Here is a 24,173-nt window from a genome sequence, read left to right as displayed (position 1 = left end):
TGCTTATCGGTTGGCGAGCGCCTGGCGGAACCCTTCGGGGTCACGCTGCTTGAACTCGATGCGCTCTTTTTCACTCATGTCAGAAAGCTTCTTGCCGGCGGCGCCTCCGCCCTGGCTGCCGGGGGAGCCCCCTCCCGACGCCTGACTACCAGCCAGGTAGGCGTCATAGCGCCCGGACTCCTGGATGGTCTTCTCCAACTGCTCCAGCGAGGTAATGCCGTCACCCGAGACAGTGACCTTGCCGGATTCGTTGTCGTAGTCGAACTCGAAGCGAGTCTTGAGCAGGTCGCGCAGGTCCTCATTGCGGGTGCCGCCGGCACCGAGCCGGGTCACCACGTCATTGAGCGCGCTTCCGACCTTCTCCTTACGAATGTCGCCGACGAGCTTCTCGTACTGCTCGCGCTGCTCCTGCTGGCGTTCGGCCATCAGGCGCTCGAGCTTTTCGTAATCGCCATCGCGCTTGGCCTTTTCTTCTTCGGCCTGCCGCTTTTCTTCGTCGATGGTCTTAATCTTGTCCGCCAGCTCGCGCTTCTCTTCTTTGAGCTGCTGGTTGGTGACCTTGAGGCCAGCCACCTCGTCGTCGATGGCCTGCTTGTGCTCGGCCTCGGTGTAGACGGTGATCGTCTGGCCTTCGTGCTCTACCTGGATCGGCATCATCAGCTCCTGTGTTGATGCGTTCGCCCGCGGCCTGCGGGCAAAAGAAAGCCCCGCTCGATGGCGGGGCCGTGGTGTGTGGTGGTGTCAGGACATCGTCAGGTCATACCTGGCCGCCAGTTCGTCAAGCGTTAGGGCTCGGCCCATGTCGTCGGTGAACTGGTCGATGCGCAGCTTGCCGGAGCGGAACAGCGCTGCCCGGCGCGGACCCAGCACGTCGTCCTGGAATTCCTTGGGCTGCCGCTTGAGCCAGCCGCCATAGGTGACGCGAGAGTCGACCGGGCCATTCATAGACGCGCGGTCGCCTACCTGGGCCAGTCGGTACTGCTCTTTGATCACCGGGCGCATCAGGCTGCGGCATCCGTAGTGAGCAGGAGGGCGGGGGCCTTGGCCGAGCGGGTAGACCTCACCGTCACGCGATCGGCATACCGGTGTCGTGCGCCCATCGAGGGTACTGGTCCACTTCTCGCCTTCGATGATGTCGCTGTTGGCGGCGAACACCTCGTTGCGGGCAGCGCCTCCGATGCCATTCACCGCCGTGCGAATCACCGTCTCGGCCTGGCGCCGGCTGCGGGTGGTGACCATACGAGCCACGTCGCGGGCCATGTCCTGCTGCGTACGGCCCTCAATCACGCCAGCCTGCACCGTGCGCAGGGCGTCGCGACCAACAGCTGTTGAGAGCTCGTCGAACATCTGAGGGACGGTCAGTCGCTTGACGGTGTCACCCGATACCAGGGTGAGCTGTCGCCGGGTGGTGACTGCCGCCACCATGTCGGTATTGATGCCCTGGGCCAGGTCGACAGTGACTGCAGCACCGAGCAGGCGTTGGGTAAAGTCGATCTCCTGGGTGGCGAACGCCTCGAGCTCCAGCTGCTGCTGGATGCTGTCGGTGGCCTCGGTGACCAGCACCTGGATGTCGCGCTCCAGGGTAAGCATCCTGCCCATGGCGAACTCGGTAGCGTCGCCGGCAGCGATGCGGGCCCGGAGGTCCTTGGCCAGCTGGCGGAGGATCGGCAGGGCGCGCTTGATCTGGCCGCTGCTGAGGCGCTGAATCATCACCTGGTGGCGAATGAGCCGCTCCAGCAGCTTGAGTTCGGCTGTCATCAGATCACCCCGAGGTCAGTCCCACCTGTGGCCACGTCCGCGTCGATTTCTTCATCGGTGCGTTCGGGATCAATGCCGCCAGTTCGGCGCCGCCAATCGCGATAGTCCTTCTTGGCGATCAGGCCGCGATCCAGCTCCTGGATGCGGGCGATGACCTCTTGCGGGTCGGCGTCCTCGGCATAGAACTGCTGGTTCAGCTCGAACTCGATGGTGTCGACCGGTTCAATGGCCTTTCGCGTCATGAAGGTCAGGGCCCACTGCAAGCAGTTTCGCAAGGCGTCTGAAACGTTGGTCGCTATGGTCGAGAGGTTGGAGTTTTCCGCGCCACTACGGGCTCGCACCGCCTCTGCCGTTTCGTTACCGCTGCGCTGCTCAATCAGCCGGGCGCCAATCGACAGCATCTGCTCCTCTTTGCGCTTCATCCCCTCCATTGGCATGGAGTTTGGTTGCGCCTGCACAAGGTTCATTGAGCCGCCGCCCTGGGTGACCACGCCTTCACGAGAACCCCAGCGAATGCCGTTCGGGTTGAGCTCTTGCCAGTCTTGGGTGCTGGTCGTCCCTGCATCAACGTGAGGCATGACCTGGCCAACGGTGAAGGAGGATTCTTCCCAGTCTGCGCTGTTGCGGTAGTGAGCAATATTGAGGTTGGCAATGCCCAAGAGCATGGGCTTGTTCGGTGCCTCGTCGTTGTTGACGGCTCCACCGAACTGGAACGGAATAATCGGCCAGGCCTGACCATTCCCCATGCGCGGCTTCACTTTTGTGCCCGCCGGCTGTCCGTCCCGGTAGACCTCCTGGGTGTAGACCCCATCCTCGAGGCGCAACACGCGGTACTGGTATTCAGGGTCGCTCTGGAATTCGTCTTCCGACTTGTCGAAGGTTTCTCGCAGCACTACCAGGGTCAGGAGTTCGCCTTGGCGTTTCCAGTTGATGATGTTGTCGCTGGTGTAGTGGCGGAAGCTGGCCTTGAGCCCTGCGCTTTGCTCTTTCGTCAGGCCGTCCTCGGCCTCGGGGAAGTCGACGAGCACGCCATGGCTGCCTGCCTGCATCAGATAGGAGCAGAACAGCTTAGCGAACTGCTCCAGACTCATGCCTGACCCATCGGCGTCATCCTGCAAGTACTCGATGGCTTGCGGGAGCTTGGATTCTGGCGGCTTGCGAAAGATCGCTCCCAGCATGCCGTTGTGGGTGCGGGCCGTCACATCCAGCCAGACAGCGCCCTCGCGGTACTCCTTCGTGCGCTTCTCGTCGTTTGGATCAGGGTTGCGCAGATATTGTTGGACCGACTCATCGCCCGCCACGGCATCACGGACACGCTGCGCCTGCCTCTCGTGCGCAGCGTAGAGACGATGCTGAGTATCGACGGGCATGGATTACCTCACAGACTGAATTTGATGGGCCCAATGCTGGCCGGCTTGTTGATCGGGAAGCGCTTGGCGATGAAGTAGCCGCCTGCGTCCGGGGCGTGATCGAGCCCCTGGGTCTTGTCAGGCGCGCCGTGCTTGTCATAGGCCTGCTGCTCAAGGCACGCCGTGTACGACGGGCAGCGGCGCACGTTGACCCGGTATCGGCGCTCTCCCTTGGCATTGCAGAAGGCGGAGCACATGGCGGTGATGCGATCCCTGACGCTCGGGTTACTGCTGTCTACCTCGACGGCAAAGCCAGCCTGGCGGAGCAGGGCAAGATCGTTGGTTGAGGCGTCGACCGTCTTGCGGCCCTTGCCCGAGGCATCGGGGTAGACGGTGATCTTGTGCTCGGGGTAGCGATCCTTGATCAGGTCGATCATGGCCGGGGTGTCCAACACACCGGTCAACTCGCCCACTGCCAGGGGGTCGCCGTCGCGGATGACATGGATCACCGCGCTCATCTGCTGGACGTTGAAGTCCATGCCGACGTGCAGGTGCTCGCCACGTTGCTCCACCGCATCGGTGTCGTTCAGCTCACGCGAGAAGGTGTGATAGACGGTGCCGCTCGTCAGGTTGACGAACTCGCCCATCAGGTAAGCCTGCAACAACGCCTCGGGGTAGATGTCACGCAGCGAGTCGACGTAGCCCTCTGGAAGATGCGGGTTCGACTCAGTCGGTGCCTGGATGATCCGGTAGCCGGGCCCTGGCTCACGCTTCCATGTCTGGTACACGAAGCGGAAGCCCTCGGGGGTCGTGGTCACGCCGATGGTGTTGGGCTTGCCGTCGGGCTTCTTCTGTCTGTTGCGCGACAGAATTCGGCGCCACACCTCAGCAGCGTCGCCGGCCTTGAGGGTATCGAGCTCGTCAACATCAGCGTCGGCGTGCTCGTAGCCGATGATCCTGGCCGGGGCATCCATGGAGCGGAAGAAGATGCTGCCGTAGCCCTCGATGCTGATGTAGTTCAGCGGGGACTTGTAGAGCTTGTACGGCACGCCAAGGCGCGTCAGCACCTCCTCAAAGCGAGGGAAGGCGATCATCCGCACCAGGTCATAGGTCGGCTCGTAGAAGCCGCGATTCAGGCCTGGGTACTTGAGCTTGCCGATGATCGAGCGCAGCACTGCCGCCTCGGTCTTGCCCGCGCCGAACCCTGCAACCATTGCCGGGAACCGGTCTTCCGCCATCATGTAGTCGTACTGCGGACCTGATGGCTCAACCTGAGGCATGCGGGTTTACCACCTCGATATGAATGGGTCGGTCTTTGTCGCCCAGGCCGTTGTCCGCAAACATGCCCAGGTGCTTGGCGATCTTCTCCAAGGCGCTGTTCTTGTCCCACAGCTTGATCTTGTGCACGTACTCGATGTCAGGCTCTTCGCCATCGGCACCGGGCAGCATCTTGGTCACCACCTCGACGCTCTGCACGGCGGCTGCGATGTCGTCGTCCAGATCATGAACACTGCGGAGCTGGCCACCGGCGGTGAATAGCTTGCGGATGTCGGAGAAGCCAAGCCGGGCGAGCTCTCGAAGCACGCGGTCTTGCGTCACCTCGGTACGCTGCTCGCGATCCTTCATGCGCTGCTGAATCGCTGATTCGATGTCAACATTGGTCAACAGACGCTGACCCTGGGACTTGGCCGTTTTCTCGCTGTACCCGGCGCGTATTGCCGCCTGGGTGGCGTTCAGATCAATCAGGTACTCATCCACGAAACGAGACTGCCGTGCTGTCAGCGCGACAGCCTCCCGGGCAGTCTTCTTGGTCATGGTTGCCTCATCGAATAGGGACCGCCTGAGCTTTCTCAGACGGCTGGTACGGAGTGCAGCGCTTCACAGCGTCCGCCCTTGGTAGGTGGGGACCACCTCCGGGTGCTGCAGGGTGTTTAGCGTGCTGAGCTAGGGCCTGGGTGGGTACGGAGCGACCGCTAAGCTCAAGCGTCTTACATCAGCCTTGGGCATGGGCGTGCATCGAAACCGTTGCTATACCGATGAGTAGGCTGTTGCCATAGGTTCGTTCTCAGCATACTCTGCCACCGCCTTAGTCGATCTGTAGGAGACCTGGAGGTGGACAAGTATTTGGTCGAGAGCTACCTAACCGCTAAGAGCCGGCGGGTGCGGTGGGCGGTAGTTAAGCTTTCTCAGCACTACAATGAAGAGTCAAGAGAGGTTGTTTCGCGGCACGTCCTGGAAGAAGAAGCTCGTGCCGAAGCGGCAGCTCTATCGTTCAATGTGGAGCCTGCCACCTAGGCTATGCTAGGGGTGACCCTTGTGATTGCGAGGTAGCTCCACAATGCCTGCTAGATTTCAGGTTCGCTCAGTGCTCACTGACCCCGACAGCACTAAGGTCGATTACTGGCAGGTGGTCGATACGCACTTAAACGACGACGTCATTGCTTCTTACCACGACTGCGAAGCAGCTGAACGAGAAGCCGAAAAACTCAACCGCGATAGCGAGGCTGACTGAATAGCTGTCGGGCTCACTTTGTTCTGATTGCATCCATGAACGTGCGGGGCTGCTGCCCACGCTCGAGCGCCTTGTTTACGGTGCGCTGGCGGACGTTGATGCCCAGGGCGGCACCCATGGTCACGAATAGCCAGATCAGCATGCCAGTGAACTCGGGATCACCCACGACCGCGGGGTCGATCACTATGGTGTAGGCCATAACGGCGGACAGGGTGCCCAAGGAGAAAGCGAACACCCAGCCCAGGGCAGGGCGCCAACCGCTCTTGAACCAGCCCTCGTGCTCCAGCTCGGCGCGCATGGTGCGCTGTGTCTCGGTCAGTCGAGCCGTCTGCTCGGCGGCAGCGGCCTTCTCAGCCTCGAGGCGCATAGCCTCCAGTGCCTGACGATGCTCGTTGTTGAGGCGGACCAGCTCAGCACGCTTGGCAGGGTCCTGAGTCGCTGCCACCAGTGCAGCAGGATCGTTCTCGATGCCCAGCGCAGAAGTAACCATGAGAGACGCACCAGCTGCGGCGCCGCCCACAGCAGGACCGCCAAGCGCAGTGGCCACGGCAGGCGCGTACTTGGCGACTTCTTCAACGGCTGATCTCCAGTTCATCACCGGTTCTCCAGGCGCGACACCCGGGCACCCAGGGCATCGATGCGGCTGTTGATATGATCGCGGTACATGGCCGCGTCGTTGATCGTCATGTAGTCGTTGCCGACCTCTCGCAGATCAGCACGAAGCTGTTCCGTCAGGGCAATCAGTTGACTGATGCGCTCGTCCTGGCGAGCTGATGTCTCGATCAGGGTCAGGGTGGTGTTGCCTGACCAGGCGAGCAGGCCGACGACGAGGGCTAAGAGCACGGTTTGCACGTGCCTCTCGAGGATAGGCTTGGCCTTCAAGGCAGTATCGGGACTCGTTTCAGACATCCCGCCTCCTGGGTGGGCCTGCGTATGGGAATAGGAATCAGGGCCGCGAGACTCTGACGGTCTCGTCAAGCCAGTGAAACTGGACGCTCTCAGGCGTCAGGAATAGGTCGCGCTCTGCCGCTCGGCGCCGGGTCAGGCCAGCCAGTACGCGGCCGCCGGCTTTGTTCCAGCGGGGAAGCTCGTCAGCGGCGCCACGGTAGTCGCAGGTGTTCAGCTTGCGCAGCAGGGTAGAACGCTCCAGGGCACCGGGGCCGACGTTGTAGGTGAACGAGACCAGAGCGTCGAACTGGTTCTGGTTGAGCGGCACGGCCACCAGGCGCTCGACGTCGTCCTCGAACCGGGCAACGTCATAGCGGAGTAGGGCGAACGCCTCATCCTCGGTGATAATGTCGCCGGGCTGTACCCGGGAACCATCGGGGTACCGGGTCGTGCCCAGGCCGATGGTCCAGGGATGGCCGCCAGTGCCAGGATCTGGATATGACTCAAGCTCGAGGCCCTCGAACTCGGCGACCAGGTTCAGTCCGCGCTGGCTGGTCTTCATGGCGACACCTCGGGGAATAAAACAGCCCGCACGAACGGGCAAGGACACCAGGCTGCGGCGTCATTCAGGAAAGGGTGCCGCCCGACCAGGGCGAGGGAAGGCTCGCAGGGCGGCATAACGAACTACGCCCCGGCGGGAGGCCAGGGCGCAGGAACGAAAAAGCCCGCCGGTGAGGGCGGGCCTTGATATTTGATACTGCTGGCTCTTGACGGTCGTACTGCGAGCCTACATGAATTGTAGGTTGCGAATGGAAAATGTCAAGCGATTCCTGCTTTTGCCATCAGAATTGCTTCGATTCGCGCATTTTTGGCAGCATCCTTGATCGCTTGGCCGTCCTTGAACATCGGCTTTCGCTCTTTGGTCTCCCGCCGCTCCCTACGTGGCTCCTTGGCGGCCTCGATGCGGGCCAGCTCGCGCTCTGCGTCGTCGGGGCGCATGGGGAAGACGTGCTGGCTGTTGCGGTGACTGCGTGGCACTTCGGTCTCGACTACCGATACGACCGTCTGCGCCGCGTCGACACATGCACCAGGCCATCCAAGCATCTGGGCGTAGCTGCCCAGGGCGGCGGCCACCTGATCGAATGTGGCGCACCAGGGGCCCTCGAGCCGGCTATCCATCTTCGCCGCCTTGATCATCAGGGCCATCAAGCGGCGGGTGGGCAGTTTGCCCAGCACCACCCTGGCCACCTCGTGCCAGTAGCTGTTCGGGATTCCCTTCTCGTAGGCAACGAGCATCTGGTCGTGCCGGCCACCACCGCCGCCTCCGCAACCGATCATGGCCACAGGCGAGTGCGCGTGCCAGCCCGGGCGCCGATGGAGCAGGTCGAGGCGTCGCTCCAGCTCCAAGTCGATCAGGCGGTCAACGTAGGCCCGCGCTGCGTCATCAGTGTGCTCGGGGTGCGCCTGCTTGGCATGGTCGCGCAGATCGCTCATGCTCATGCGCCCGTAGTCGTAATGTCGTTGCTTGGTCGCTGCCATCATGCCGCGCTCTCCCGTTTTGCTCGTGCTTTGGCTTCGCTCGCCGTGCTGTGTTCGCTGATGTTTTGGAACCCTCGCCAGAGGGTGTAGCGGTCGACGCCGCTGTGAGTCGTCTTGCAGATCACGAATTCGCCGCTTTGGATCGAGTAGGCGCTTTTCCGTGACCACTTCACGACCGGCGCCTCGGGTCGTTGTGGTAGCGCCGGTCTGGCGGGCGCTCGGATTGCTTGTCGCTCATACCGCCTCCACCGGGATGATCTCTACCCAGGTGCCGGTTTCGCTCTTTCGGTCGATTTCAGGCGGCTCCATGATGATGCGGCGGACGTACTCGCCTCGGTCGTCGGGCAGAACGCCAGCGGCCACCAGTGCGTCCTCAACGTGCTTCACGTTGGCCGAATAGTTGGATGTGTCCCTCATGCGCTGACCCTGTCCAAGCCGAGGCTGGAACACGAGGTCGACCATGCCGTTGATCGGCTTTATGCCCGCGCAAGCTGCTTTGGCCGCCCAGGCTGCGTCTTTGACTTCCCGGCTGCGGGCGAACCTGTTCTGGCGCAGAGCCACATTGGTGCTGCTGGCGAGGTACGGCACGAAGATGCGCACGCGATCGGAGACCGATTCCTCGTGGCGGAGCAGGGCATTGTCGGCGTGGTCAGCCATGGGCATCCTCCTTGGCGGCGATGAACTCGAGGGCGTCGGCCAGGGCGCCGACGATGGGCTCGTCTGTGAAGTGGTCGAGGCCGCGGTTGATGGTGTCGATCAGCCACCTTGGCTGTCGGGCCTGCATCTCGGGGCTGGCATGGATCGCCTGATGGCACTCCCGGCAGGCGGGCATGGCGAAGCTGTCCGGCGCTGTGTTGCCCATGCCAGACAGGCCCCAGTGAAGGCCGATACAGTGATGGGCGTCAGTGGCGCGGCCATCGCAGACGCAGCAGGGGAGGGACCGGACGAACGCCAGGTAACGCTCACTGCGCCACCGTGTGTCGCTCGACGCCTTCTGTGCCGCCTTGCGGCGCTTCTGCAAAGGCTTGCGGGCCATCGGCGCCCGGTTGCGGAGTGGCGTCTTCCGCTGGAGGGCTGAGCGCTTCATGAATCCCTCCTGTCGATCTGCTCGAGAAAGCTGCGCATCTCCTCGCGGGCCCGGCGCTTCTCCTCGCGCTGCGCCCAAGCCAGGGCGGCACAGGCGCCGAGGCAGGACACGATGGCGAAGGCGAATAGGGCGAATGTCGGGGTCATGCAGCGGCCTCACGGTATTCGTCGAACACTCGCAGGGCGGGGTCGCTCCACTGGACACCATGCTCGGCCCCGAAGGCATCGATCAGGATCAGCAGGTCGGCGAAACGTTGCTTGGTCATCTTCGAGGTGCGGCCGCCGATCATGACGAAGCCGCTCTCGAGGCCCGGCACCACGTCCTGACGCTCCAGGGCAGCGCTAAAAATGTCCTTCCAGGCATCCTTGGGCAGATACCGGCCATACCACTCAACCTGCCGGCTGACGTCGGCCAGCACGGCCCATAGGCGGCGGTTCTGGTCGAGGCTGCGCTGGTTTTTGGGCCGGCGAAGCACCAGCTCGACAGGGCCTGCTTCCAGGCCCCGGCTAGCCATTCGGGCCGCCATCTGGATGACGCCGCCCAGGTCCCGCAGGGTGGCGATCTGATAGGTCAGCTCTTTGCTGCTCATGCCACCTCCTCGCGGTACGCTTTGTCGTAGCTCCAGGAGGGCGTGATGATCTCCAGGGCGCTTTGAGGGCGTCCCTTGACGCGGCGGACACGAAACTTGCCCTCTCCGCATGAGAAAACGCCGTATCGCCTCCCGCTGATCTCGGCACGGTTCACAGCCATGTGCACGGCGTGCGCTGGGCAGTCAGTCATGGTTGATCGGTAGTTGCACTTGATGGCGGCGTTCATGCGGCGGCCCTCCTGCGCATGCTCATGATCAGGGAGCGGCGACGCTTGGCATTCTCCCTGGCCCAACGGCGGTAGTTAGGGCCCAGCACGCCGATCTGCTTGTGGACCCACGAATTGCTGACCTTGTAGCCGATGGCATTGAGGTAGGCAGTGCACTCGGAGCAGTTCATGCCCTTGAAGTCGATGCAGTCGCCCAGGATGTCGTGGATCTCGGCCACCAGGGCTACGTCTTTCCGGCGAAAGGCCCCGACCCGCTCCGGGTTGCACAGCCCCATGTCTGCGGCCTTGCCCCGCACCGAAATGCGGGAGCGCCCCAGCTTGTCGGCTGCCTGTTGGTAGGTGGCACCGCTGGCAATGATCTGCTCGAGCCTGTCCAGCTCCTGGCGTGTCCAGGGTTGGCGGGGGCCGGCCTGGCGAGTCAGGCCCAAGTCCCACGCCTTGTGGTTGACAGAGCTCTTGGTCCGGCCAAGCTCCTCGGCGATGGCTCGGTGGGTAACGCCTTCGGCCAGGCGCTGGCGAAGGGTGGTCAACTCGGCCTCGGTCCAGATGCGCCCGCTCATGCATCACTCCCTTCGGCGAGAATCCCTTTGATTCGAGCGATGGTTTCTTCGGTGCTCTTCGGCGGCTCTTCGCCACGGGTTCGCCAGAAATCCTCCGCCTCCTGCTGAGCCTTTCGCTCACTGGCCTCTTGGGCCTTGCGGATATCGCTTTTCATCTCATCGCTTTCGAGAAGGGCTACCCGGTCATCCAGCGCGCCGCCCTCGAGGAGTCGATTGCACAGCGCCTCGTACTCGGCAAAGAACACCTTGCGCAGCCGGTATCGCTCGCCTTCGCTGGAGCAGTGGCGAAGATCCCACGAGCCGGTGGCAGTGGTGGCGTCCATGACGGCCTGGTGGCTCCAGTGGTGCTCCATAATCCGGCCTGCGTAGGTGCAAGCCTCGCGGAAGGCGATCTCGGGTTCCGGCAGCCCGAAGTCTTTCAGGCTCGGCTTGAAGATTCGGCAGAGCTCAGCGATGGATGGCGGCCAGTTCCCGCCCTCGAGCTTGATTTCTTCAATGGCCATGTCGAGCGATTCCATCGTCGGCAGTGATGACCACCTCGCCATCGAAAATCCGAGCTCCCGCTTGGCCAGTTGAAGCATCTCGTTCGTCGAGAACGACATCCGCCAGGTCCTCGGAAAAATCGCCTCCAGCCGAGTAAACGCCCGGTTCACCAGCGCCTGAATCTCCTCCTTGCGCTCCTCCTTCGTCGAACAGGCCTTCCGCCCAGGAGGTGTCGTAGGGGTCTGCGAGGCTCGCTGCGACACGATCCTGCTCTGCGCGACGGTTGCCAGCTGAGATGCGGTTTTCATGACGAGACTCCTTGAGCTTCTTGACCTGGATTTCGAGCTGATCCCACTTGGCGCGCAGCTTGGCGGGGCTGAGGATGACGCCTGACCAGAACTGGTGTTGGGCAGTCCAGGTGATCAGGAAGCGGATTTGTTCGACGGTGCGCTCGTCACGGGTTCGCATCAGGCGAAACTCGTTTGCCCAGGAGCTCATGTTCGGACGCTTGGGGTTGGTCAGGTCGGCACTGATGGCGGCGAACATTTGCTCGGCCATCTCGTGGTCAACGGGGTCACCCCATTTCTTCGGCGAGGATTTCTTCGAGGACTTTCTAGAACCTTTAGGTTCTAGAGTGTCTGTAGTGTCTGTATTTGTGTCCCCATCTTGGGGACGTTTTTCGTCCCCATTTTGGGGTCGGTGTCCCCAAGTTGGATCGGGCTTCCGTTTTGGGGACACCCGGGACTTTTGAGCCGAGAAATCCCACTCGCTGATGCGGGTATTGATGCCGATCGGTGCCTGCGAGCCGCCATCGCGACGAAGAACCTTCTTGGCCAACAGGCCGTTCACGGCTTCGCTGCAACGCTTCGACGTCAGGCCGGTCATCTTGGCCAGTACGCTTTGCGAGAGGCGTGCTGAGGAGCGATCCCACCCGAAGGTGGCTCGCTCTACTGCACGGACGACACGGGCCTCTCTGCTCGTCAGAGGGGCCTTGCAAAGCGCCTCGACGATAGCGTTGGCAGTACGGACATATCCGTCTTCCAACTGCGCACCTCTCTTTTCCCTGGGCGCCTCGGACGCGCTTGGGAACTGGAATATCTGAGCGGTATCTGTCATGATTCACCTATCACCTTGAGTTGTGATGAAGCCCCGTTCTGGTTGGTCGCCGGCGGGGCTTCGTTGCATCAGGCCTTGGCCAGTCTCGGCTCGGCCATTTCCTTCAACTCGCTGCGCAGCGCGCACAGCTTCTCGATGGCTACGTCGACAGCACGGTCGATGGCCCACGCCTCATTGGCGTCAACCTTCCCGTCTGCCAGCGCGGCCTGAACCTCTTGGGCAACGTTGCCCACTGCCACCTGCTGGTGGATGATCCGGTCGCACAGAGAGGCGTCGTCGTCCGGCTTGTCGGCAGGGACCGCCATCAGCCCCATGTCAGCCAGGATCTCGCTCAGGCAACGGGCGTCTTTGGTCAGCACGGCGATATTGATGAAGTCGGAGAGAGTCAGGCGGACGGGGTAGTCCGGATCGACTTTCTTGCGCAGGCGGGAGTCATCCATCTTCAGGCCACGGGCCACAGTGGCGAACCCGCGCTCCTTGACCACCTGCCTCATGCCTTCTGTATATAAATCCATGTCCGGACTCCCTACTGGTGCTGCCTCTCACTGTTTCGGTGGAGGGGCTAATCTGTGGTTGTGGTTAGGCGGCACGCTTCTTGAGCTTCGAGTGCATCAGGTCGATGGAGCGGCCAACCGAGTAGCTAGGATTGGCGATCGCGCCAGTGCGGATGCGATAGATGGTTGAGATGTCGCATCCGGCCTTCTCTGCGACCGCCTTGTAGGTGGCCCCGGATGCCAGAATGGCCTCCAGCTTCTTGGCCAGTTCTTCGCCAAACATGGCGGAGCCCTCTTGGTGTGGGTATATGCTCAGGATATGCATTCATGCATTTAAGTCAAGGGCAAATGCATTTGCCGTATGCACCGCCTCGCGGGATCATTGCACTCATGCAAAACAAGCCCGTTCGAGAGATTCTTCAGCAGCTCATAGCTGAATCAGGTATGCGTGCCATCGATGTGGCGCGTGAGTCAGGCGTGGCGCAGTCGACGCTATCGCGAATCCTGAGCGGCAAGATCGAGCACCCTACGGACCGCCAGATAGCCAAGCTGGCGGAGTTCTTTGGCGTGTCCGGGGATCAGATGCGGGGAAGGGAGGCTTTGAAGCCTGGCGCTGCAAAAGTTTCAGAGCACCCGGCGTTCAAGGAGTCGAACGTTGCTCCGCCGCCGAAGATGGAGGGCTATGTGCCGGTCATCTCATGGGTCCAGGCCGGAGCCTGGACGGAAGTGTGCAACGTCGACTATCTGAGCGACGAAGTCGTGCCGCGCCCGCCGGCATGCTCCGACAGGACCTTTGCGCTGCGGGTGAAAGGGCAGTCGATGGCCCCCAGGTACAGCCCAGGAACCATCATCTACGTCGATCCCGATGTGATGCCATTCGATGGTGATGACGTGGTGGCCGTCCTCACGGACAGCAATGAAGCCACGTTCAAGCAGTACGTTGAGGAGCCTGGCGAATCCAAGATGCTCAAGGCACGCAACCCCAACTGGCCTGAGCCATGGGTGTCGATCAACGGTAATTGCGAGATCATCGGCGTAGTGATTGCTGACCTGAGAATGCGGGTTCCGCGGTCGCAGTGAGCAAGCTGTGGCGAAGGAGGGGTAGCTTTGGACGCGAATGAGGTGGAGGTGGCGGCTAAGACGCACGCGAAGCTTATTCGCAATGAGGTCGCGAGGGAGATGATTGAATGCCCTGTCGGCAATGACGAAGAGCCGCCGATAACGATTCTTATGGCGGGCGCTCCAGGGGCCGGAAAGACCGAAGCATCCAAAGAAATGTTGAGAGATTTTAATATCTTGCGGCTTGATCCAGATGACCTTAGGTCGAGGTTTCCGCAGTATGACGGTGGAAACTCAAGCCTTTTTCAAGGAGCAGTCTCGCTCGTTGTTGAGCGTGTGTTCGACAAGCTGGTGAAGAGCAGGAAGAGCTTTCTCCTAGATGGGACCTCTGCTAATCTCAACAAGACGCGGAGCAACATCGCTAGGGCGGTGCGTGCTGGGAGGCACGTGAGGCTCTGGTATGTATACCAAGACCCTGCTCTGTCGTGGACGTTTGTCGAGGCTAGAGAGAAAACCGAAGGCAGAGGGATACCCTTGGAAGCCTTTGTTGATCAGTACTTTAACTCCCGCTTTGTCGTACGAGAGATGAAAGAGGAGTTTGGCGATGAATTGTATGTCGATGTGCTGGTCAAAGACCTTGATCAAGACGAAACTAAGTACTACGAAGACGTGGCGAGCGTGGATGATGTCTGTCCCAGTTCGCGAACACGCGATGAATTGAGAGAGATTCTCAATCAGAAGGAGGCTTGAGGTGATGTCATCACGGACCCAGGAATCAACACGCGGAGCTAGTCTCTCGCACTATCTGCGCACATCGTCTGCCGAGGAGAAGAGCCGGTACTTTGAGGCCGCCCTCAAGCGCGCAGCAGAGCAGCAACGGTCTGTCATTCGAGAGGCCCGCATGAGCTGCCCTAGATAGACGCTCAACAACTTCCAAAGACCCGCCCGCGAGGCGGGTTTTTTGTTCCCGCCTGTAGCGCTCCCGCTCGATAGCCGCCCTTGAGGCGGTTTTTTTATGCCCGGAAAACAGGCGCCTGCATAAAGGGCGCATTTTTTTTGCAAGAAATATGCATTGATGCATTGACTCAGAATGCACAGGTGCATATATTTGGAAGCGTGGACAGGGCAGCAGCCCACCACCGGCCACCTGGCCACGCTCTTTAACAATCTGACGTAGTAATCGCACAGCTATCCCGCATGCAGAGGCGTGAAGACCACCAGAAGAATAGGTCGGCGTCGCGGGGCATCCCCCTAAAACGGTTGGGGGCTGTAGGGCTGCTGGGGGACACCTGCCTCAGGGGCTACCGATGGCGACATCGGCGGTGCGAGAGAAACGAATTCCGACGCCCTGCACAGCGGGGCGTCATCCACCAGCCTTCTCGCCGAGAGGGCTGACGGATGACAACCAGGAGGAATCGCCATGAGCGAAGCACGGCAAGAATCACGACTGAATATCGAGGTGGATCCGAGCGCGGTCAGCGGGGTGCTGGCGGACCGGCTGGATGAGATGGCCGATGACGGCATGACGCTGACGCCGGACGACCTGCGCGACTGGGCCGCCCGGCTGAGGGGTGAGGCTACTTCTTCCGAGTGAAGGTGAAGCCCTTCGAGCCCTTGAAGGTGCGCTCTATCATGTCGCCGACCTGTTTTTCGGCCTCATCAGTCGCACGTTTTCGCAGCTCGGCCATCACCTCGGCCTTGTCGCCGATCTCGGTCTCACAGGATGCGCAACGGATCATCTGATCCTGCTCTTCGTCGTCCGGGATTCGGAACTGATCGCTTCCGCAGTTCTGGCATTGGGCTGACACACGAGTCATCGAGCTTTCCTTATGTTGCGATGTGGAAATCACAGCATAGGGGATGCGCGTCACCTGCGCAGTGGTGAGGCAGCCGGGGCTGACCGGCAACGCGATCCGCTACGCAGTGCGGCCCAGCGCCCCGGCAGAGGCTGACAGTATCTGCCCATCGGGAAGGCAGTCGGCGGGAGCGGAGCCGGCTGGTGGGGTTGAGCGAACGGCTTAGCGGCCGGGATCGACACGCCTCACGCCCTGGCTGATCACTAGGGCGCAGAAATCCAGGTAGCGCTCACGGTTCGACACCGTGTGGCTGCCTTCCCGATGCACCCGCATCACCATCTGTTCCCTGCATTGCCGCTCACCCGAGCGGCTTTTTTATGGGCCTCATTCAAGGAGGGCAGCACATGAACCCAATCCGCGAGTTCGCCGTCTGGGCGGTCAGCATGCTGCCCCCTGACGCATCGAACGAGACCATCGCCATCACCGTAATGGGCTCGTTTTTCGCATTCTTCACAGCCCTGGGCGGCCTGGCTGGCCTGCTGGGGTGGATCTGCACGAGGGGTAGGGCATGACACCGGATTCTTGCTGGGTCGCGGTGGCGGCCCTTCTCTACGCCCTGGCATTCATCGGCGCCGCTTGGTGCGGCAGGAGGTAGGTATGTGCACGAGTGGATGGAGCAAACACTCGAGGGATATCGAGGCCCTGCGAGACGCTGGCCGAGAGCCTGGAGCGTACCCGGTCGATGACGCGATCAAAGAGGCTCTGATGGCTGACCAGCTATCGATGGACGGTCTGATCATGGCCGTTGCCGAGGTGTTTCTGAGCAACGGCTATCGGGGCGGCTCGGAGGTCAATCGAGCGATCGAGATCGCCCTGGATCAGCACTACCGGAGGAGGGCGGCGGCATGACGTTCACGACCACCGTTGCCGGTATCCCGTGCCGGTGCCAGGTGACGCTCTACAGCCCTGGGGTGCCGATGCGCACCACTGGGTTTGGATTCGGTGACGCCGATCCACCAGAGCCGGAGGAGTTCGAGTTCGACATCCTCGACCGGGGCGGTTACCCGGCTGCGTGGCTCGAGCGGAAATTGACCGACGACGATTACGACCGGCTGCTCAGCGAATACCACGAGAAGCAGGACGCCTGGGCGGCATGAGAAAGCCCCAGCCGATGGCGGTCGGACTGGGGCGGATACCAACAGTATCGAGGAGAGGGTAGCGCAATGAGCAACGCAGTAGCCACTATCCGGCAGGACATCTACGACACCCGAGACTCGTTCGCCGCGGTGCTGAGTGAGCCGGGCCTCAGCTTCGAGAGAGAGGCGGGTTTCGCCGTTCAGACAATCCAGGCGAACGACTACATGGTCAAGGTGGCCATGGGGAATCGTCAGTCGGTGGTGAATGCGGTGACCAATATCGCTGCCATCGGCATCAGCCTCAACCCGGCGAAAAAGCAAGCCTATCTGGTGCCGCGAGACGGCAAGATTTGTCTCGACATCAGCTACATCGGGCTGATGGACCTGGCTATGGCCACCGGTGCCATCCGGTGGGCGCAGGCCGAACTGGTGCTGGCCAACGACAACTTCGCCTTGCAGGGCATGGATCGCCCGCCGCTTCACAGCTTCAACCCGTTCGCTAAGGATCGCGGCGACGTGGTGGGCGTCTACGTCGTCGTCAAAACGTCGGACGGCGACTACCTCACAGAGACCATGAGCGCGGACGAGGTAAACGCCATTCGTGATCGCTCGAGCGCCTGGAAGGCCTATCAGTCCAAAGGCAAGTCGTGCCCCTGGGTTACCGACTGGGGGGAGATGGCAAAGAAGACGTGCGTGAAGCGGGCCTACAAATACTGGCCCAAGACGGAGCAGCTCGAGCAAGCGATCCACCACCTCAATACCGAGGGTAACGAAGGCCTAGCGCCGGATGGCCCACAGCGTGATGAGGGGCTTGGTCAGCGATGGGTTGATCAGGCAACCAAGGCTGAGACCACTGAGCGGTTAGCAGAGGTCTGGCAAGCCGGTCTGGCGGACATCAAGAAGGCCCGAGACATGGCGGCCTATAGCGAGTTCAAGGCGGCGGTCGAGAAGCGCGGGGAAGCTCTCAAGCAGGCCGAGGCCAATACCATCGAGGGGGAAGCCCAATGCGAATCATAGAGTGCGATCAAGGTAGCGCAGATTGGCACCTGGCACGAGCTGGCTGCATTACCGCCAGCATGTTTGAGGCTGCCCGCGCCAGGCTCAAGAGCGGCCCAAAGAAGGGACAGCCTACTGAGAAAGCGCGGGACTATGCATTCCGCCTCGCAATCGAGCGCATAAGCGGGCAGCCCCTCGACGAAGGGTTCGAGACCTGGGCGATGAAGCGCGGCCACGAACTCGAGCCCATGGCACGGATGGAGCACGAGATGGCCACCGGGCTGATCGTCCAGCATGCAGGGTTCGTCACGACTGATTGTGGGTTCTTCGGCGCCTCGGCTGACGGCCTGATCGATCCCGACGGCGGCAGCGAATACAAGTGCTTTGTGGCGCCGGACAAGCTGCGCGCATTCCACATCGACAACGACATCAGCACGGTCGTGGATCAAGTCCAGGGCGGCATGTGGATCACTGGGAGAAAGTGGTGGCACATCGGCCTGTATTGCCCGGCACTGGAGCCGATCGGCAAGCAGCTCTGGTTCAAGGAGTTCGAGCGCGACGAAGAGTACATCGGCCAGCTCGAGGAGGACCTGATGGCCTTCAAGTCGATGGTGGATGAATACGAACAACTGCTGCGAAGCAAAGCAGCGTAGGAGGAGAGCATGACCGCAGTAGCTGAGAAAGAATCGACAGAGCTGGTCACAGTGCCGTCCAAAGAGACGGCGCTTGAGGTGTTCAAAGCTGACAAGGGCTTGGACCCCTACCTGGCAGCGATCCGCGAGGAGCTGGATGCATTTCTCGCCGAACCGCCCACCCTGGATACCGCAAAGGGACGACAAGCCTACGCCTCCATGGCGCACAAGATAGCCCGCAGCAAGACTGCAATCGACAATATTGGCAAGGAGCTGGTGGCCGACCTCAAGCAATTGCCAAAGACCATCGACGCAGAACGGAAGCGGTGGCGTGACCAGCTGGACGCATGGCGCGACGAAGCGCGTGGGCCGCTGAACGAGTGGGAGGCCGCCGAGGAGGCGCGCAAGGAGAAGCACGAAGCCGGAATCCGGCATATCAGGGATTGCGCGATGGGCCTTATCGGCGGCGAGCCCCAGCCGTATGGCCTGCTCTTCCGAGAGCTAGAAGAAAAGGTTGTGATTGACGAGTCATGGGAAGAATACGAGGCAGAGGCCCACAGAGCAAAAGCCGACGCGATGGCGACCTTGAAGGCTACGTTCGCTGAACACCAAAAGCGAGAAGCAGAGCAGGCCGAGCTTGAACGCCTTCGCCAAGAAGCGGCAGAGCGCGAGCAGAAGGAGCGCGAGGAACGCATTGCCCGAGAGGCAGAAGAACGGGCGCGCCGTGAAGCCGAGGCGGCCGCCCAGGCAGAGCGTGACGCGGTCGCTCGCCGAGAAGCCGAAGCCAAGGCGGCAGCAGAGCAGCGTGAGCGCGAGCACCAGGCAGCAATCGAACGCCAGCGCCGGGAAGCAGAAGCAGAGCGTCAGCGCATCGAAGACGAGCACCGCCGTCGCGAGGAGGAGCGCCTGGCCGAGGAGCGTCGCCAGCAAGATGAGTTGGCCCGACGCCAGGCCGACAAGCAGCATCGCGCCCGCATCAACCGCGCCGCCCTTGAGGCCATGATTGACGGTGGGATGCCGGAAGACTGCGCCAAGACGGCTATCACGCTCATTGCGAAAGGGCAGATACCCAGCATCACCATCAACTACTGACAGGCCCCACACCGGGGCCTTTTTTGTGGGAGGCGGTATGGAACAACACCAATGGAAGACCACAGAAAAACAGTACGTGAAGCACCGTCTCGATGAGGGCGCCACCTACAAGGACATCGCAACAGAGTTGGGGCTTGGGCGTGACCAGGTATGCGGCCTTGCCAGGCGCAGTGGGTTTACTGATCCCATTCGCCAAGGGGCGTGGCGTCGGCGCGACTGGACGGACATCGATCGAACGGTGCGGGACTGCATCGAAGTCCAGTGCATGTCCATTCGTCAGGTCGTCAGCTACCTGCGACTTCAGGGCATATCGACCTGTTATTCCAGCATCAATAACCGGGTCAAGCTGATGCCCGCTTCGGTCCAGTTTCAGGCCAGCGTCAACGCGGCCCGTCGCCAAGCCAGCAATGCCTATCGAATGCGCTTGCGGATCAAGCGGGCGGCATGAATAAACGCGCCGTGCCCGGTGGCGCCAATGACCGGAGCCGAGGCCAGGCCACCGTGTCTCAAAACGGAGTCAGCCCGCTGGCCGCCGTCTCCTCAGCTCCACCCGTGCTGAGCGCGGGCGAGCTCACTGCACAGCAGTAGGCGGCAGGGCGGGCCGGGTGCCGCACGTGAAGCGGCAATTTCTTTCCAGCCTCGGCACGCGCCGGGGCTTTTTCATGGGAGCACGATCATGTGGTTCAAAAATCTCCATCTCTACCGCGTTCACAGCGCCCATATCTCAAGCCTGGAGTGGCTCGAGCAAGCGCTGGGCGAGCAGGCGTTGCGCCCCCTCAGTGGCAGCGAAGCACGTCGCGTTGGCTGGGTGCCGCCGGCCGGGCGCGGCGGTGACCACTACCTGCATGAGCTTCAGGGGCATCACCTCATGAGCATGTGCCGGCAAGAGCGAATCCTTCCCGTCTCAGTAGTGCGAGAAGAGGTCGAAGAGCGCGTCGAGGCGATCGAGGCGGAGGAGTGCAGAAAGCTGCGCCGCCAAGAGAAGCAGGCAATCAAGGAGCAGGTTTACGAGGAACTGTTGCCGCGGGCATTCGTGCGGACGCAGCGATTCGACGTGTGGTGGGACGTGAGTCGCAACCTGATCGGCGTGGCCACCTCGAGCCGCAAGCGTGCAGAGGAAGCCCTGGACCTTATGCGCGAGACGCTGGGCAGCCTCAAGGTCACACCGCTTGCTACGCAGACCCTTCCGATGCGCGCCATGACGACTTGGCTTACGGACCCCGGCAGCCGGCCGGTCGACATGCAGATCGGGGATCAGGTCGAGCTCAAGGCAAAAGGTGATGACGGAGTCGTGCGCGGCCGCCAGGTGGACTTGGACAGCGATGACATGCAGCACCTGCTGGAGAGCGGGCGCCAGGCAAGCAAGCTCGCCCTGGTGCTCGAGGGGCGTATGACCTTCGTGCTCCACGACGACCTGGCCATCAAGGCAATTCGCTTCGATGACACGCTGATTGACGAGGCGAACGAGGCTGATGACGGCGATGACGCGGTAGCCCGCCTCGAGATCGACTTCCTGCTGATGGCGAAGGCCCTGGGCGAAAGCGTGGATCGCGTCGTGGAGTGGATGGGCGGCGAAGCCCAGCAGTACGGCGCGGGCCACAAGGATGACTTGCTGAGGCAGGGCGCCGCATGACATCAGCCGAGTGGGTCGAAGACATCGAGGTTTGGGGCGAGGTCGGCGCCAGAGCTGTCGAGCAGGCGCTGGCCGATCAGATGTGGAGGGAGTGGGTATGCAACGAGTAGACAGACTGCGCGGCCTGGTGTCCGTGCAGCAGGAGATGAGGGTGCGGGAAGGGCTGCCGGTGCGGTTCAGCGCCCGGCATGTGGCGGCGGGCCTCGGCGCCGTGATGGGCCAGTACCGGTTGGTGAAAGCGCCGGAGGCAGCGCAAGAGGCGATCCGGCAGTGGCACGAGCACGGGCGGATTCAGCGCGACGGCACGCTCGACGGGATACCGGCATGGAGGAAGGCGGGATGACCGCGGCCATCATTCTCGGCCTGCTGATCATGGCCGGCGGGGCGCTGGTCCTGAGAGAGGCGAGGCGGGCTTACAGAGAGCAGCGGAGAAGGGTATGAGCAGTTCGATTGAAGCGCTACAGCAGCGGCTGGAGCAGGTGGAAGCCGAGAGGGGCGCGCTGGCGGCGCATGTGGAGCGGCTTACCCGCTACTCGAAAGAGGCGCGGCTTTGCCTTGATCACGCAAGGGTCTTCATCTCCACGCGGCAGAAGATGCACGAGTGCGGCAGAGAGGCCCATGACGAATGCCTGGCATGTCTTACCCAGTCCCTGGAGGACACTCCCGCCACCAGCCTCGCCCGCCGCGATGCCAGGGTGAAGGCGGAGGCGCTGGAGGCACTGGCGAACAGCCTAAACCTAAGCTTTGACAGAAATATTATCAGCAAAAACGGCATTTTAGAAAAGGCCGCCGAATACCGCCAACAGGCCGAGGGAGGTGGCGATGAGTAGGCAGGCCGGGTGGTACTGGGTGAAGACGGACTGTCTCGGTCGAGAGCCGAGAGTGGAATGGGACTGCCTCTACTGGTGCACGGAAGATGAAGGCGAGGCCGCTTGGCTGTGCGCAGCAGGCGTTGATTTTGATGACGACGTGCTCGAGATCGGCCCCCGCATCCCGTCGCCGGACGAGCCGTGGCAGTGCGTACCGGTAGAGGCGACGCGAGATATGAGGGACGCGGTTTACAAGAAGACAGGAAGTGTACAGATCATGGCGGACGCCTGGGCGGCTTGGCCTGACATGCTCGCAGCGGCGCCGAAGCCGGGAGGAGGCGATGAACCTTAGCTGGTGCGGTTCCTAGTATGCCAGGTATAGGTTCAGCGGCGCCCGTGGAAAACAGAGTGAGCCTGGTGAGCATCATTGTGCCCACCCGAGCAAGGGGTGCGGGGTATAGTAGGGGAAACGCAAAAACTGGAAGCCATTTATGTCCTTCGATGTTGACGAGCTACTGTATCTAGCCGCTTTCCCTACTCGTGCAGAAATTCTTAACGTGGTCCAAAAATTCGACCCGATCTGTGTGTCTAGGATTTCTGAGGTGCTATCTCTGACTCAGAATCAGACGACCAAGCATCTCACCAAAATGCGCGAAGCAGGTCTTGTAAAGGCGGATCGGTCAGGCCGTACCGTGTACTACCGCCTTGCAGATGAACCTTGTTTGCGCGACTTCCTTGAATGGCGGCGACGATACCGCCAGTGAACTGCCGATCATCATGCCGCCCACCGAGGCGGCTTTCTTTTGCCCTGAAGGAGAGCTTGATCATGACACCCCTGATGCCGCCGAGCGAGGTGGCGGAACTCTTGGCCATCAGTGAGCGCAAGGTCTACGCGATCAAGCACCTGATTGGCTATGTCGCCCTGGGCGGCAACGTACGGTTTGAGCGAGAGGCGGTCGACGCTTACATTGAGAGCTGCAAGCGCGGCCCCTCACGAGAGGAGCAACAAAAATGGGTATCACGGTTCGATACCGCGCATCTCGGAGAAGGTGGATCGTCACCGAGTCGGGTGAGCGCGGCAGATATCAGCGAACGTTTGTCACGGAAAAGGAAGCAAAGCAGTTCGCAACGAAGCGAGAGGCTGAACTGAACGAGGCTCAATTCAATGGCCTCATGGGAAGGCAGGAGCGAAGAACCTTCATGGAGGGTCTTCTGCGCTGGGTCGACGAGTACGACACGAACAGCCAGGGCGCGAGCATTCGTGCAGTCGCCCGCTGGTTCGACGAGAACGCGCAAGACGTGCTTCTTGGTCAAGAGGTGTTGGATGCCGCCCGGTCGATGCAGAAAGATATGCGCAGGAAGCGGCTCAGCCAAAGCACGATCAATAACCGGACCCAGGTGGTCAAGCGAGTTCTGAGCCTGGCGTATCGGGAGTGGGATTGGCTGGATCAGCCGCTGGACGGCAAGCTGCGCAAGCCTACCCCGAAAAACGAGCGCCACGTCTACCTGACCGCAGGGGATATTCGGCGTCTGGTTGAGGCTGTGCCGGAAGAGTATCCGGAGGAGCGGCGAATCATCACGCTGGCTGCTTTGACGGGACTACGCCGCGGCGAACTCCTGTCGCTTGACCATGGCAACATCCAGGGTGGTCGCATCGTGTTGCGACCAGGGCAGACCAAGAGTGGCAAGGCCAGGGTCGTGCCGCTGCCGGAGGATGGTGCGGCATTGGTGGCCAACCTGCCGTTTGCATCTGACGCTCATCAATTGCGTAAGGCGTTTGAAGCTGCCCGGCGGGCTATAAAGCGTGATGATCTGCGCTTTCATGACCTTCGCCACACCTACGCCAGCCTGCTAGCTGAGGCGGGGGAGGTGATGACGACGGTGCAGGCGCTACTTGGCCACAGCAGCTTGGTGGTGACCAGCCGGTACGCGCATATGTTCGACTCGCGCCTGGATCAAGTGGCTGGCAGGCTGCCGAAGCTTTGCGACCAAATTGCGACCAGAGAGGAGGGTGTCGAGGGACTAGGTAGCGTAAGGCATTGAAACGATTGGTGCCCGGAGCCGGGCTCGAACCGGCACGGTGTTGCCACCGAGGGATTTTAAGTCCCTTGCGTCTACCAATTTCGCCATCCGGGCAGGAACGTCGCCAGAGGTAAGGCGATAGGGTCCGAAGGGATCGGACACGGCTTCTGGGAAGCGGGGCACACCTGAAAGGAAAAATGGAGGCTGGAGTCGGAATCGAACCGGCGTACACGGAGTTGCAGTCCGCTGCATAACCACTCTGCCATCCAGCCTCATGAGTCATCCATCGTCTGATGATGGAGCGGGAAACGAGATTCGAACTCGCGACCCCAACCTTGGCAAGGTTGTGCTCTACCACTGAGCTATTCCCGCCTGACTCGAGGACGTATTATACGG

At 61.5% G+C, this 24,173-nt stretch carries 37 protein-coding genes and 3 tRNA genes; 17 read left to right on the top strand and 23 right to left on the bottom strand.

Annotated elements, in window-relative coordinates; genetic code table 11:
• Nucleotides 1-3 precede the first annotated feature (3 nt).
• The 5 genes from NKF27_RS11355 to NKF27_RS11335 all read right to left on the bottom strand — a co-directional run bounded on the left by NKF27_RS11355 (nucleotide 4) and on the right by NKF27_RS11335 (nucleotide 4,922).
• Nucleotides 4-654 carry a hypothetical protein gene (locus NKF27_RS11355; RefSeq protein ID WP_253551697.1) on the bottom strand — a complete coding sequence of 217 codons (651 nt, stop codon included), beginning with the start codon at nucleotides 652-654 and terminating at the stop codon, nucleotides 4-6.
• 87 nt (nucleotides 655-741) lie between these two features.
• Nucleotides 742-1,758: a minor capsid protein gene (locus NKF27_RS11350; protein ID WP_253551695.1), complete on the bottom strand. Its 1,017-nt coding sequence runs from the start codon at nucleotides 1,756-1,758 to the stop codon at nucleotides 742-744.
• Nucleotides 1,758-3,128, bottom strand: coding sequence for a DUF4055 domain-containing protein (locus tag NKF27_RS11345; RefSeq protein ID WP_253551693.1), 1,371 nt, complete (start codon nucleotides 3,126-3,128; stop codon nucleotides 1,758-1,760). The genes NKF27_RS11350 and NKF27_RS11345 overlap by 1 nt, the downstream gene beginning before the upstream one ends.
• Nucleotides 3,129-3,136: 8 nt before the next feature.
• Nucleotides 3,137-4,387, bottom strand: coding sequence for a terminase family protein (locus NKF27_RS11340; RefSeq protein WP_253551691.1), 1,251 nt, complete (start codon nucleotides 4,385-4,387; stop codon nucleotides 3,137-3,139).
• Nucleotides 4,374-4,922 (bottom strand): terminase small subunit, encoded by a 549-nt coding sequence (locus NKF27_RS11335; protein WP_253551690.1) that lies wholly within the window; start codon nucleotides 4,920-4,922, stop codon nucleotides 4,374-4,376. The genes NKF27_RS11340 and NKF27_RS11335 overlap by 14 nt, the downstream gene beginning before the upstream one ends.
• A gap of 550 nt (nucleotides 4,923-5,472) precedes the next feature.
• On the opposite strand from NKF27_RS11335, the gene NKF27_RS11330 reads away from it, so the two are divergent.
• A complete protein-coding gene (locus tag NKF27_RS11330; protein WP_222568922.1) occupies nucleotides 5,473-5,619 on the top strand; it encodes a hypothetical protein in 147 nt (48 codons plus the stop codon).
• Nucleotides 5,620-5,632: 13 nt separating this feature from the next.
• On the opposite strand, the gene NKF27_RS11325 is transcribed toward NKF27_RS11330, so the two are convergent.
• From NKF27_RS11325 to NKF27_RS11260, 14 genes are all read right to left on the bottom strand, one after another.
• A complete protein-coding gene (locus tag NKF27_RS11325) occupies nucleotides 5,633-6,109 on the bottom strand; it encodes a 3TM-type holin (protein ID WP_253551688.1) in 477 nt (158 codons plus the stop codon).
• 104 nt (nucleotides 6,110-6,213) lie between these two features.
• Nucleotides 6,214-6,528 (bottom strand): hypothetical protein, encoded by a 315-nt coding sequence (locus NKF27_RS11320; RefSeq protein WP_253551687.1) that lies wholly within the window; start codon nucleotides 6,526-6,528, stop codon nucleotides 6,214-6,216.
• Between the two features lie 37 nt (nucleotides 6,529-6,565).
• Complete coding sequence (locus NKF27_RS11315) at nucleotides 6,566-7,069, bottom strand: lysozyme (RefSeq protein WP_253551685.1); 504 nt, start codon at nucleotides 7,067-7,069, stop codon at nucleotides 6,566-6,568.
• A 257-nt stretch (nucleotides 7,070-7,326) separates the two neighbouring features.
• Nucleotides 7,327-8,049: a hypothetical protein gene (locus tag NKF27_RS11310; protein ID WP_253551683.1), complete on the bottom strand. Its 723-nt coding sequence runs from the start codon at nucleotides 8,047-8,049 to the stop codon at nucleotides 7,327-7,329.
• 231 nt (nucleotides 8,050-8,280) lie between these two features.
• Complete coding sequence (locus NKF27_RS11305) at nucleotides 8,281-8,703, bottom strand: hypothetical protein (protein ID WP_253551681.1); 423 nt, start codon at nucleotides 8,701-8,703, stop codon at nucleotides 8,281-8,283.
• The gene (locus NKF27_RS11300; protein ID WP_253551680.1) at nucleotides 8,696-9,133 is read right to left on the bottom strand and encodes a DUF968 domain-containing protein; all 438 of its coding nucleotides are present in this window, start codon (nucleotides 9,131-9,133) and stop codon (nucleotides 8,696-8,698) included. The genes NKF27_RS11305 and NKF27_RS11300 overlap by 8 nt, the downstream gene beginning before the upstream one ends.
• Entirely contained in the window at nucleotides 9,130-9,279 is a 150-nt protein-coding gene (locus NKF27_RS11295; protein ID WP_253551678.1) for a hypothetical protein, read from the bottom strand. Before NKF27_RS11295 ends, NKF27_RS11300 begins: the two co-directional genes overlap by 4 nt.
• The gene (locus tag NKF27_RS11290; protein ID WP_253551676.1) at nucleotides 9,276-9,722 is read right to left on the bottom strand and encodes a recombination protein NinB; all 447 of its coding nucleotides are present in this window, start codon (nucleotides 9,720-9,722) and stop codon (nucleotides 9,276-9,278) included. The genes NKF27_RS11295 and NKF27_RS11290 overlap by 4 nt, the downstream gene beginning before the upstream one ends.
• Nucleotides 9,719-9,949 carry a hypothetical protein gene (locus NKF27_RS11285; RefSeq protein WP_222569786.1) on the bottom strand — a complete coding sequence of 77 codons (231 nt, stop codon included), beginning with the start codon at nucleotides 9,947-9,949 and terminating at the stop codon, nucleotides 9,719-9,721. Before NKF27_RS11285 ends, NKF27_RS11290 begins: the two co-directional genes overlap by 4 nt.
• Complete coding sequence (locus NKF27_RS11280) at nucleotides 9,946-10,509, bottom strand: hypothetical protein (protein ID WP_253551674.1); 564 nt, start codon at nucleotides 10,507-10,509, stop codon at nucleotides 9,946-9,948. Before NKF27_RS11280 ends, NKF27_RS11285 begins: the two co-directional genes overlap by 4 nt.
• Nucleotides 10,506-11,111, bottom strand: a complete 606-nt coding sequence (locus tag NKF27_RS11275; RefSeq protein WP_253551672.1) for a hypothetical protein — start codon at nucleotides 11,109-11,111, stop codon at nucleotides 10,506-10,508. Before NKF27_RS11275 ends, NKF27_RS11280 begins: the two co-directional genes overlap by 4 nt.
• Complete coding sequence (locus tag NKF27_RS11270) at nucleotides 11,002-12,108, bottom strand: replication protein (protein ID WP_253551670.1); 1,107 nt, start codon at nucleotides 12,106-12,108, stop codon at nucleotides 11,002-11,004. The genes NKF27_RS11275 and NKF27_RS11270 overlap by 110 nt, the downstream gene beginning before the upstream one ends.
• Before the next feature lie 68 nt (nucleotides 12,109-12,176).
• Nucleotides 12,177-12,602 carry a phage regulatory CII family protein gene (locus tag NKF27_RS11265; protein WP_253551669.1) on the bottom strand — a complete coding sequence of 142 codons (426 nt, stop codon included), beginning with the start codon at nucleotides 12,600-12,602 and terminating at the stop codon, nucleotides 12,177-12,179.
• An 85-nt stretch (nucleotides 12,603-12,687) separates the two neighbouring features.
• Complete coding sequence (locus tag NKF27_RS11260) at nucleotides 12,688-12,885, bottom strand: helix-turn-helix transcriptional regulator (RefSeq protein WP_045993444.1); 198 nt, start codon at nucleotides 12,883-12,885, stop codon at nucleotides 12,688-12,690.
• Between the two features lie 107 nt (nucleotides 12,886-12,992).
• Between NKF27_RS11260 and NKF27_RS11255 the strand changes: the two genes are divergently transcribed.
• The 3 genes from NKF27_RS11255 to NKF27_RS11245 all read left to right on the top strand — a co-directional run bounded on the left by NKF27_RS11255 (nucleotide 12,993) and on the right by NKF27_RS11245 (nucleotide 15,255).
• On the top strand, nucleotides 12,993-13,682 hold the full coding sequence (locus NKF27_RS11255; RefSeq protein ID WP_253551667.1) for a LexA family transcriptional regulator: 690 nt from the start codon (nucleotides 12,993-12,995) through the stop codon (nucleotides 13,680-13,682).
• Nucleotides 13,683-13,709: 27 nt separating this feature from the next.
• Nucleotides 13,710-14,411, top strand: coding sequence for a zeta toxin family protein (locus NKF27_RS11250; RefSeq protein ID WP_253551665.1), 702 nt, complete (start codon nucleotides 13,710-13,712; stop codon nucleotides 14,409-14,411).
• A gap of 670 nt (nucleotides 14,412-15,081) precedes the next feature.
• Entirely contained in the window at nucleotides 15,082-15,255 is a 174-nt protein-coding gene (locus NKF27_RS11245) for a cyclase family protein (protein ID WP_253551664.1), read from the top strand.
• Here the strand turns inward: NKF27_RS11245 and NKF27_RS11240 are convergent.
• Nucleotides 15,239-15,478 (bottom strand): hypothetical protein, encoded by a 240-nt coding sequence (locus NKF27_RS11240; RefSeq protein ID WP_253551662.1) that lies wholly within the window; start codon nucleotides 15,476-15,478, stop codon nucleotides 15,239-15,241. The two genes, NKF27_RS11245 and NKF27_RS11240, sit on opposite strands and share 17 nt — an antisense overlap.
• A 383-nt stretch (nucleotides 15,479-15,861) precedes the next feature.
• On the opposite strand from NKF27_RS11240, the gene NKF27_RS11235 reads away from it, so the two are divergent.
• The 13 genes from NKF27_RS11235 to NKF27_RS11175 all read left to right on the top strand — a co-directional run bounded on the left by NKF27_RS11235 (nucleotide 15,862) and on the right by NKF27_RS11175 (nucleotide 23,798).
• Complete coding sequence (locus tag NKF27_RS11235; protein WP_213226956.1) at nucleotides 15,862-16,029, top strand: hypothetical protein; 168 nt, start codon at nucleotides 15,862-15,864, stop codon at nucleotides 16,027-16,029.
• Between the two features lie 193 nt (nucleotides 16,030-16,222).
• Nucleotides 16,223-16,366: a hypothetical protein gene (locus NKF27_RS11230; RefSeq protein WP_213226952.1), complete on the top strand. Its 144-nt coding sequence runs from the start codon at nucleotides 16,223-16,225 to the stop codon at nucleotides 16,364-16,366.
• Complete coding sequence (locus NKF27_RS11225; protein ID WP_253551660.1) at nucleotides 16,363-16,614, top strand: hypothetical protein; 252 nt, start codon at nucleotides 16,363-16,365, stop codon at nucleotides 16,612-16,614. The genes NKF27_RS11230 and NKF27_RS11225 overlap by 4 nt, the downstream gene beginning before the upstream one ends.
• 66 nt (nucleotides 16,615-16,680) lie before the next feature.
• Complete coding sequence (locus NKF27_RS11220; RefSeq protein WP_253551658.1) at nucleotides 16,681-17,610, top strand: recombinase RecT; 930 nt, start codon at nucleotides 16,681-16,683, stop codon at nucleotides 17,608-17,610.
• Nucleotides 17,598-18,242, top strand: a complete 645-nt coding sequence (locus tag NKF27_RS11215) for a lambda exonuclease family protein (RefSeq protein WP_253551656.1) — start codon at nucleotides 17,598-17,600, stop codon at nucleotides 18,240-18,242. The genes NKF27_RS11220 and NKF27_RS11215 overlap by 13 nt, the downstream gene beginning before the upstream one ends.
• A 9-nt stretch (nucleotides 18,243-18,251) precedes the next feature.
• Nucleotides 18,252-19,313 carry a hypothetical protein gene (locus NKF27_RS11210; protein ID WP_253551654.1) on the top strand — a complete coding sequence of 354 codons (1,062 nt, stop codon included), beginning with the start codon at nucleotides 18,252-18,254 and terminating at the stop codon, nucleotides 19,311-19,313.
• Nucleotides 19,314-19,350: 37 nt separating this feature from the next.
• A complete protein-coding gene (locus NKF27_RS11205) occupies nucleotides 19,351-19,761 on the top strand; it encodes a hypothetical protein (protein WP_253551652.1) in 411 nt (136 codons plus the stop codon).
• 228 nt (nucleotides 19,762-19,989) lie between these two features.
• On the top strand, nucleotides 19,990-20,946 hold the full coding sequence (locus tag NKF27_RS11200; RefSeq protein WP_253551650.1) for a recombination-associated protein RdgC: 957 nt from the start codon (nucleotides 19,990-19,992) through the stop codon (nucleotides 20,944-20,946).
• Between the two features lie 97 nt (nucleotides 20,947-21,043).
• Nucleotides 21,044-21,289, top strand: a complete 246-nt coding sequence (locus NKF27_RS11195; protein WP_213226942.1) for a hypothetical protein — start codon at nucleotides 21,044-21,046, stop codon at nucleotides 21,287-21,289.
• 94 nt (nucleotides 21,290-21,383) lie between these two features.
• On the top strand, nucleotides 21,384-21,776 hold the full coding sequence (locus NKF27_RS11190) for a hypothetical protein (protein ID WP_253551648.1): 393 nt from the start codon (nucleotides 21,384-21,386) through the stop codon (nucleotides 21,774-21,776).
• Between the two features lie 470 nt (nucleotides 21,777-22,246).
• Entirely contained in the window at nucleotides 22,247-22,519 is a 273-nt protein-coding gene (locus NKF27_RS21245; RefSeq protein WP_108450200.1) for a metalloregulator ArsR/SmtB family transcription factor, read from the top strand.
• Between the two features lie 62 nt (nucleotides 22,520-22,581).
• Entirely contained in the window at nucleotides 22,582-22,905 is a 324-nt protein-coding gene (locus NKF27_RS11180) for a helix-turn-helix domain-containing protein (RefSeq protein WP_253551646.1), read from the top strand.
• Between the two features lie 50 nt (nucleotides 22,906-22,955).
• Entirely contained in the window at nucleotides 22,956-23,798 is an 843-nt protein-coding gene (locus NKF27_RS11175) for a site-specific integrase (RefSeq protein ID WP_253551644.1), read from the top strand.
• Nucleotides 23,799-23,804: 6 nt separating this feature from the next.
• On the opposite strand, the gene NKF27_RS11170 is transcribed toward NKF27_RS11175, so the two are convergent.
• The 3 genes from NKF27_RS11170 to NKF27_RS11160 all read right to left on the bottom strand — a co-directional run bounded on the left by NKF27_RS11170 (nucleotide 23,805) and on the right by NKF27_RS11160 (nucleotide 24,149).
• A tRNA-Leu gene (locus tag NKF27_RS11170) sits at nucleotides 23,805-23,891 on the bottom strand.
• Nucleotides 23,892-23,975: 84 nt separating this feature from the next.
• Nucleotides 23,976-24,049, bottom strand: a tRNA-Cys gene (locus NKF27_RS11165).
• A gap of 25 nt (nucleotides 24,050-24,074) precedes the next feature.
• Nucleotides 24,075-24,149: transfer RNA gene (locus NKF27_RS11160), tRNA-Gly, on the bottom strand.
• Between the last annotated feature and the right edge of the window lie 24 nt (nucleotides 24,150-24,173).

The sequence above is a fragment of the Halomonas sp. DN3 genome (assembly GCF_024137905.1).
GTDB classification, from domain to species: domain Bacteria; phylum Pseudomonadota; class Gammaproteobacteria; order Pseudomonadales; family Halomonadaceae; genus Halomonas; species Halomonas litopenaei.
The sequence above is the reverse complement of the archived record's forward strand: the minus strand, read 5'-3'. Positions and strand labels throughout refer to the sequence as shown.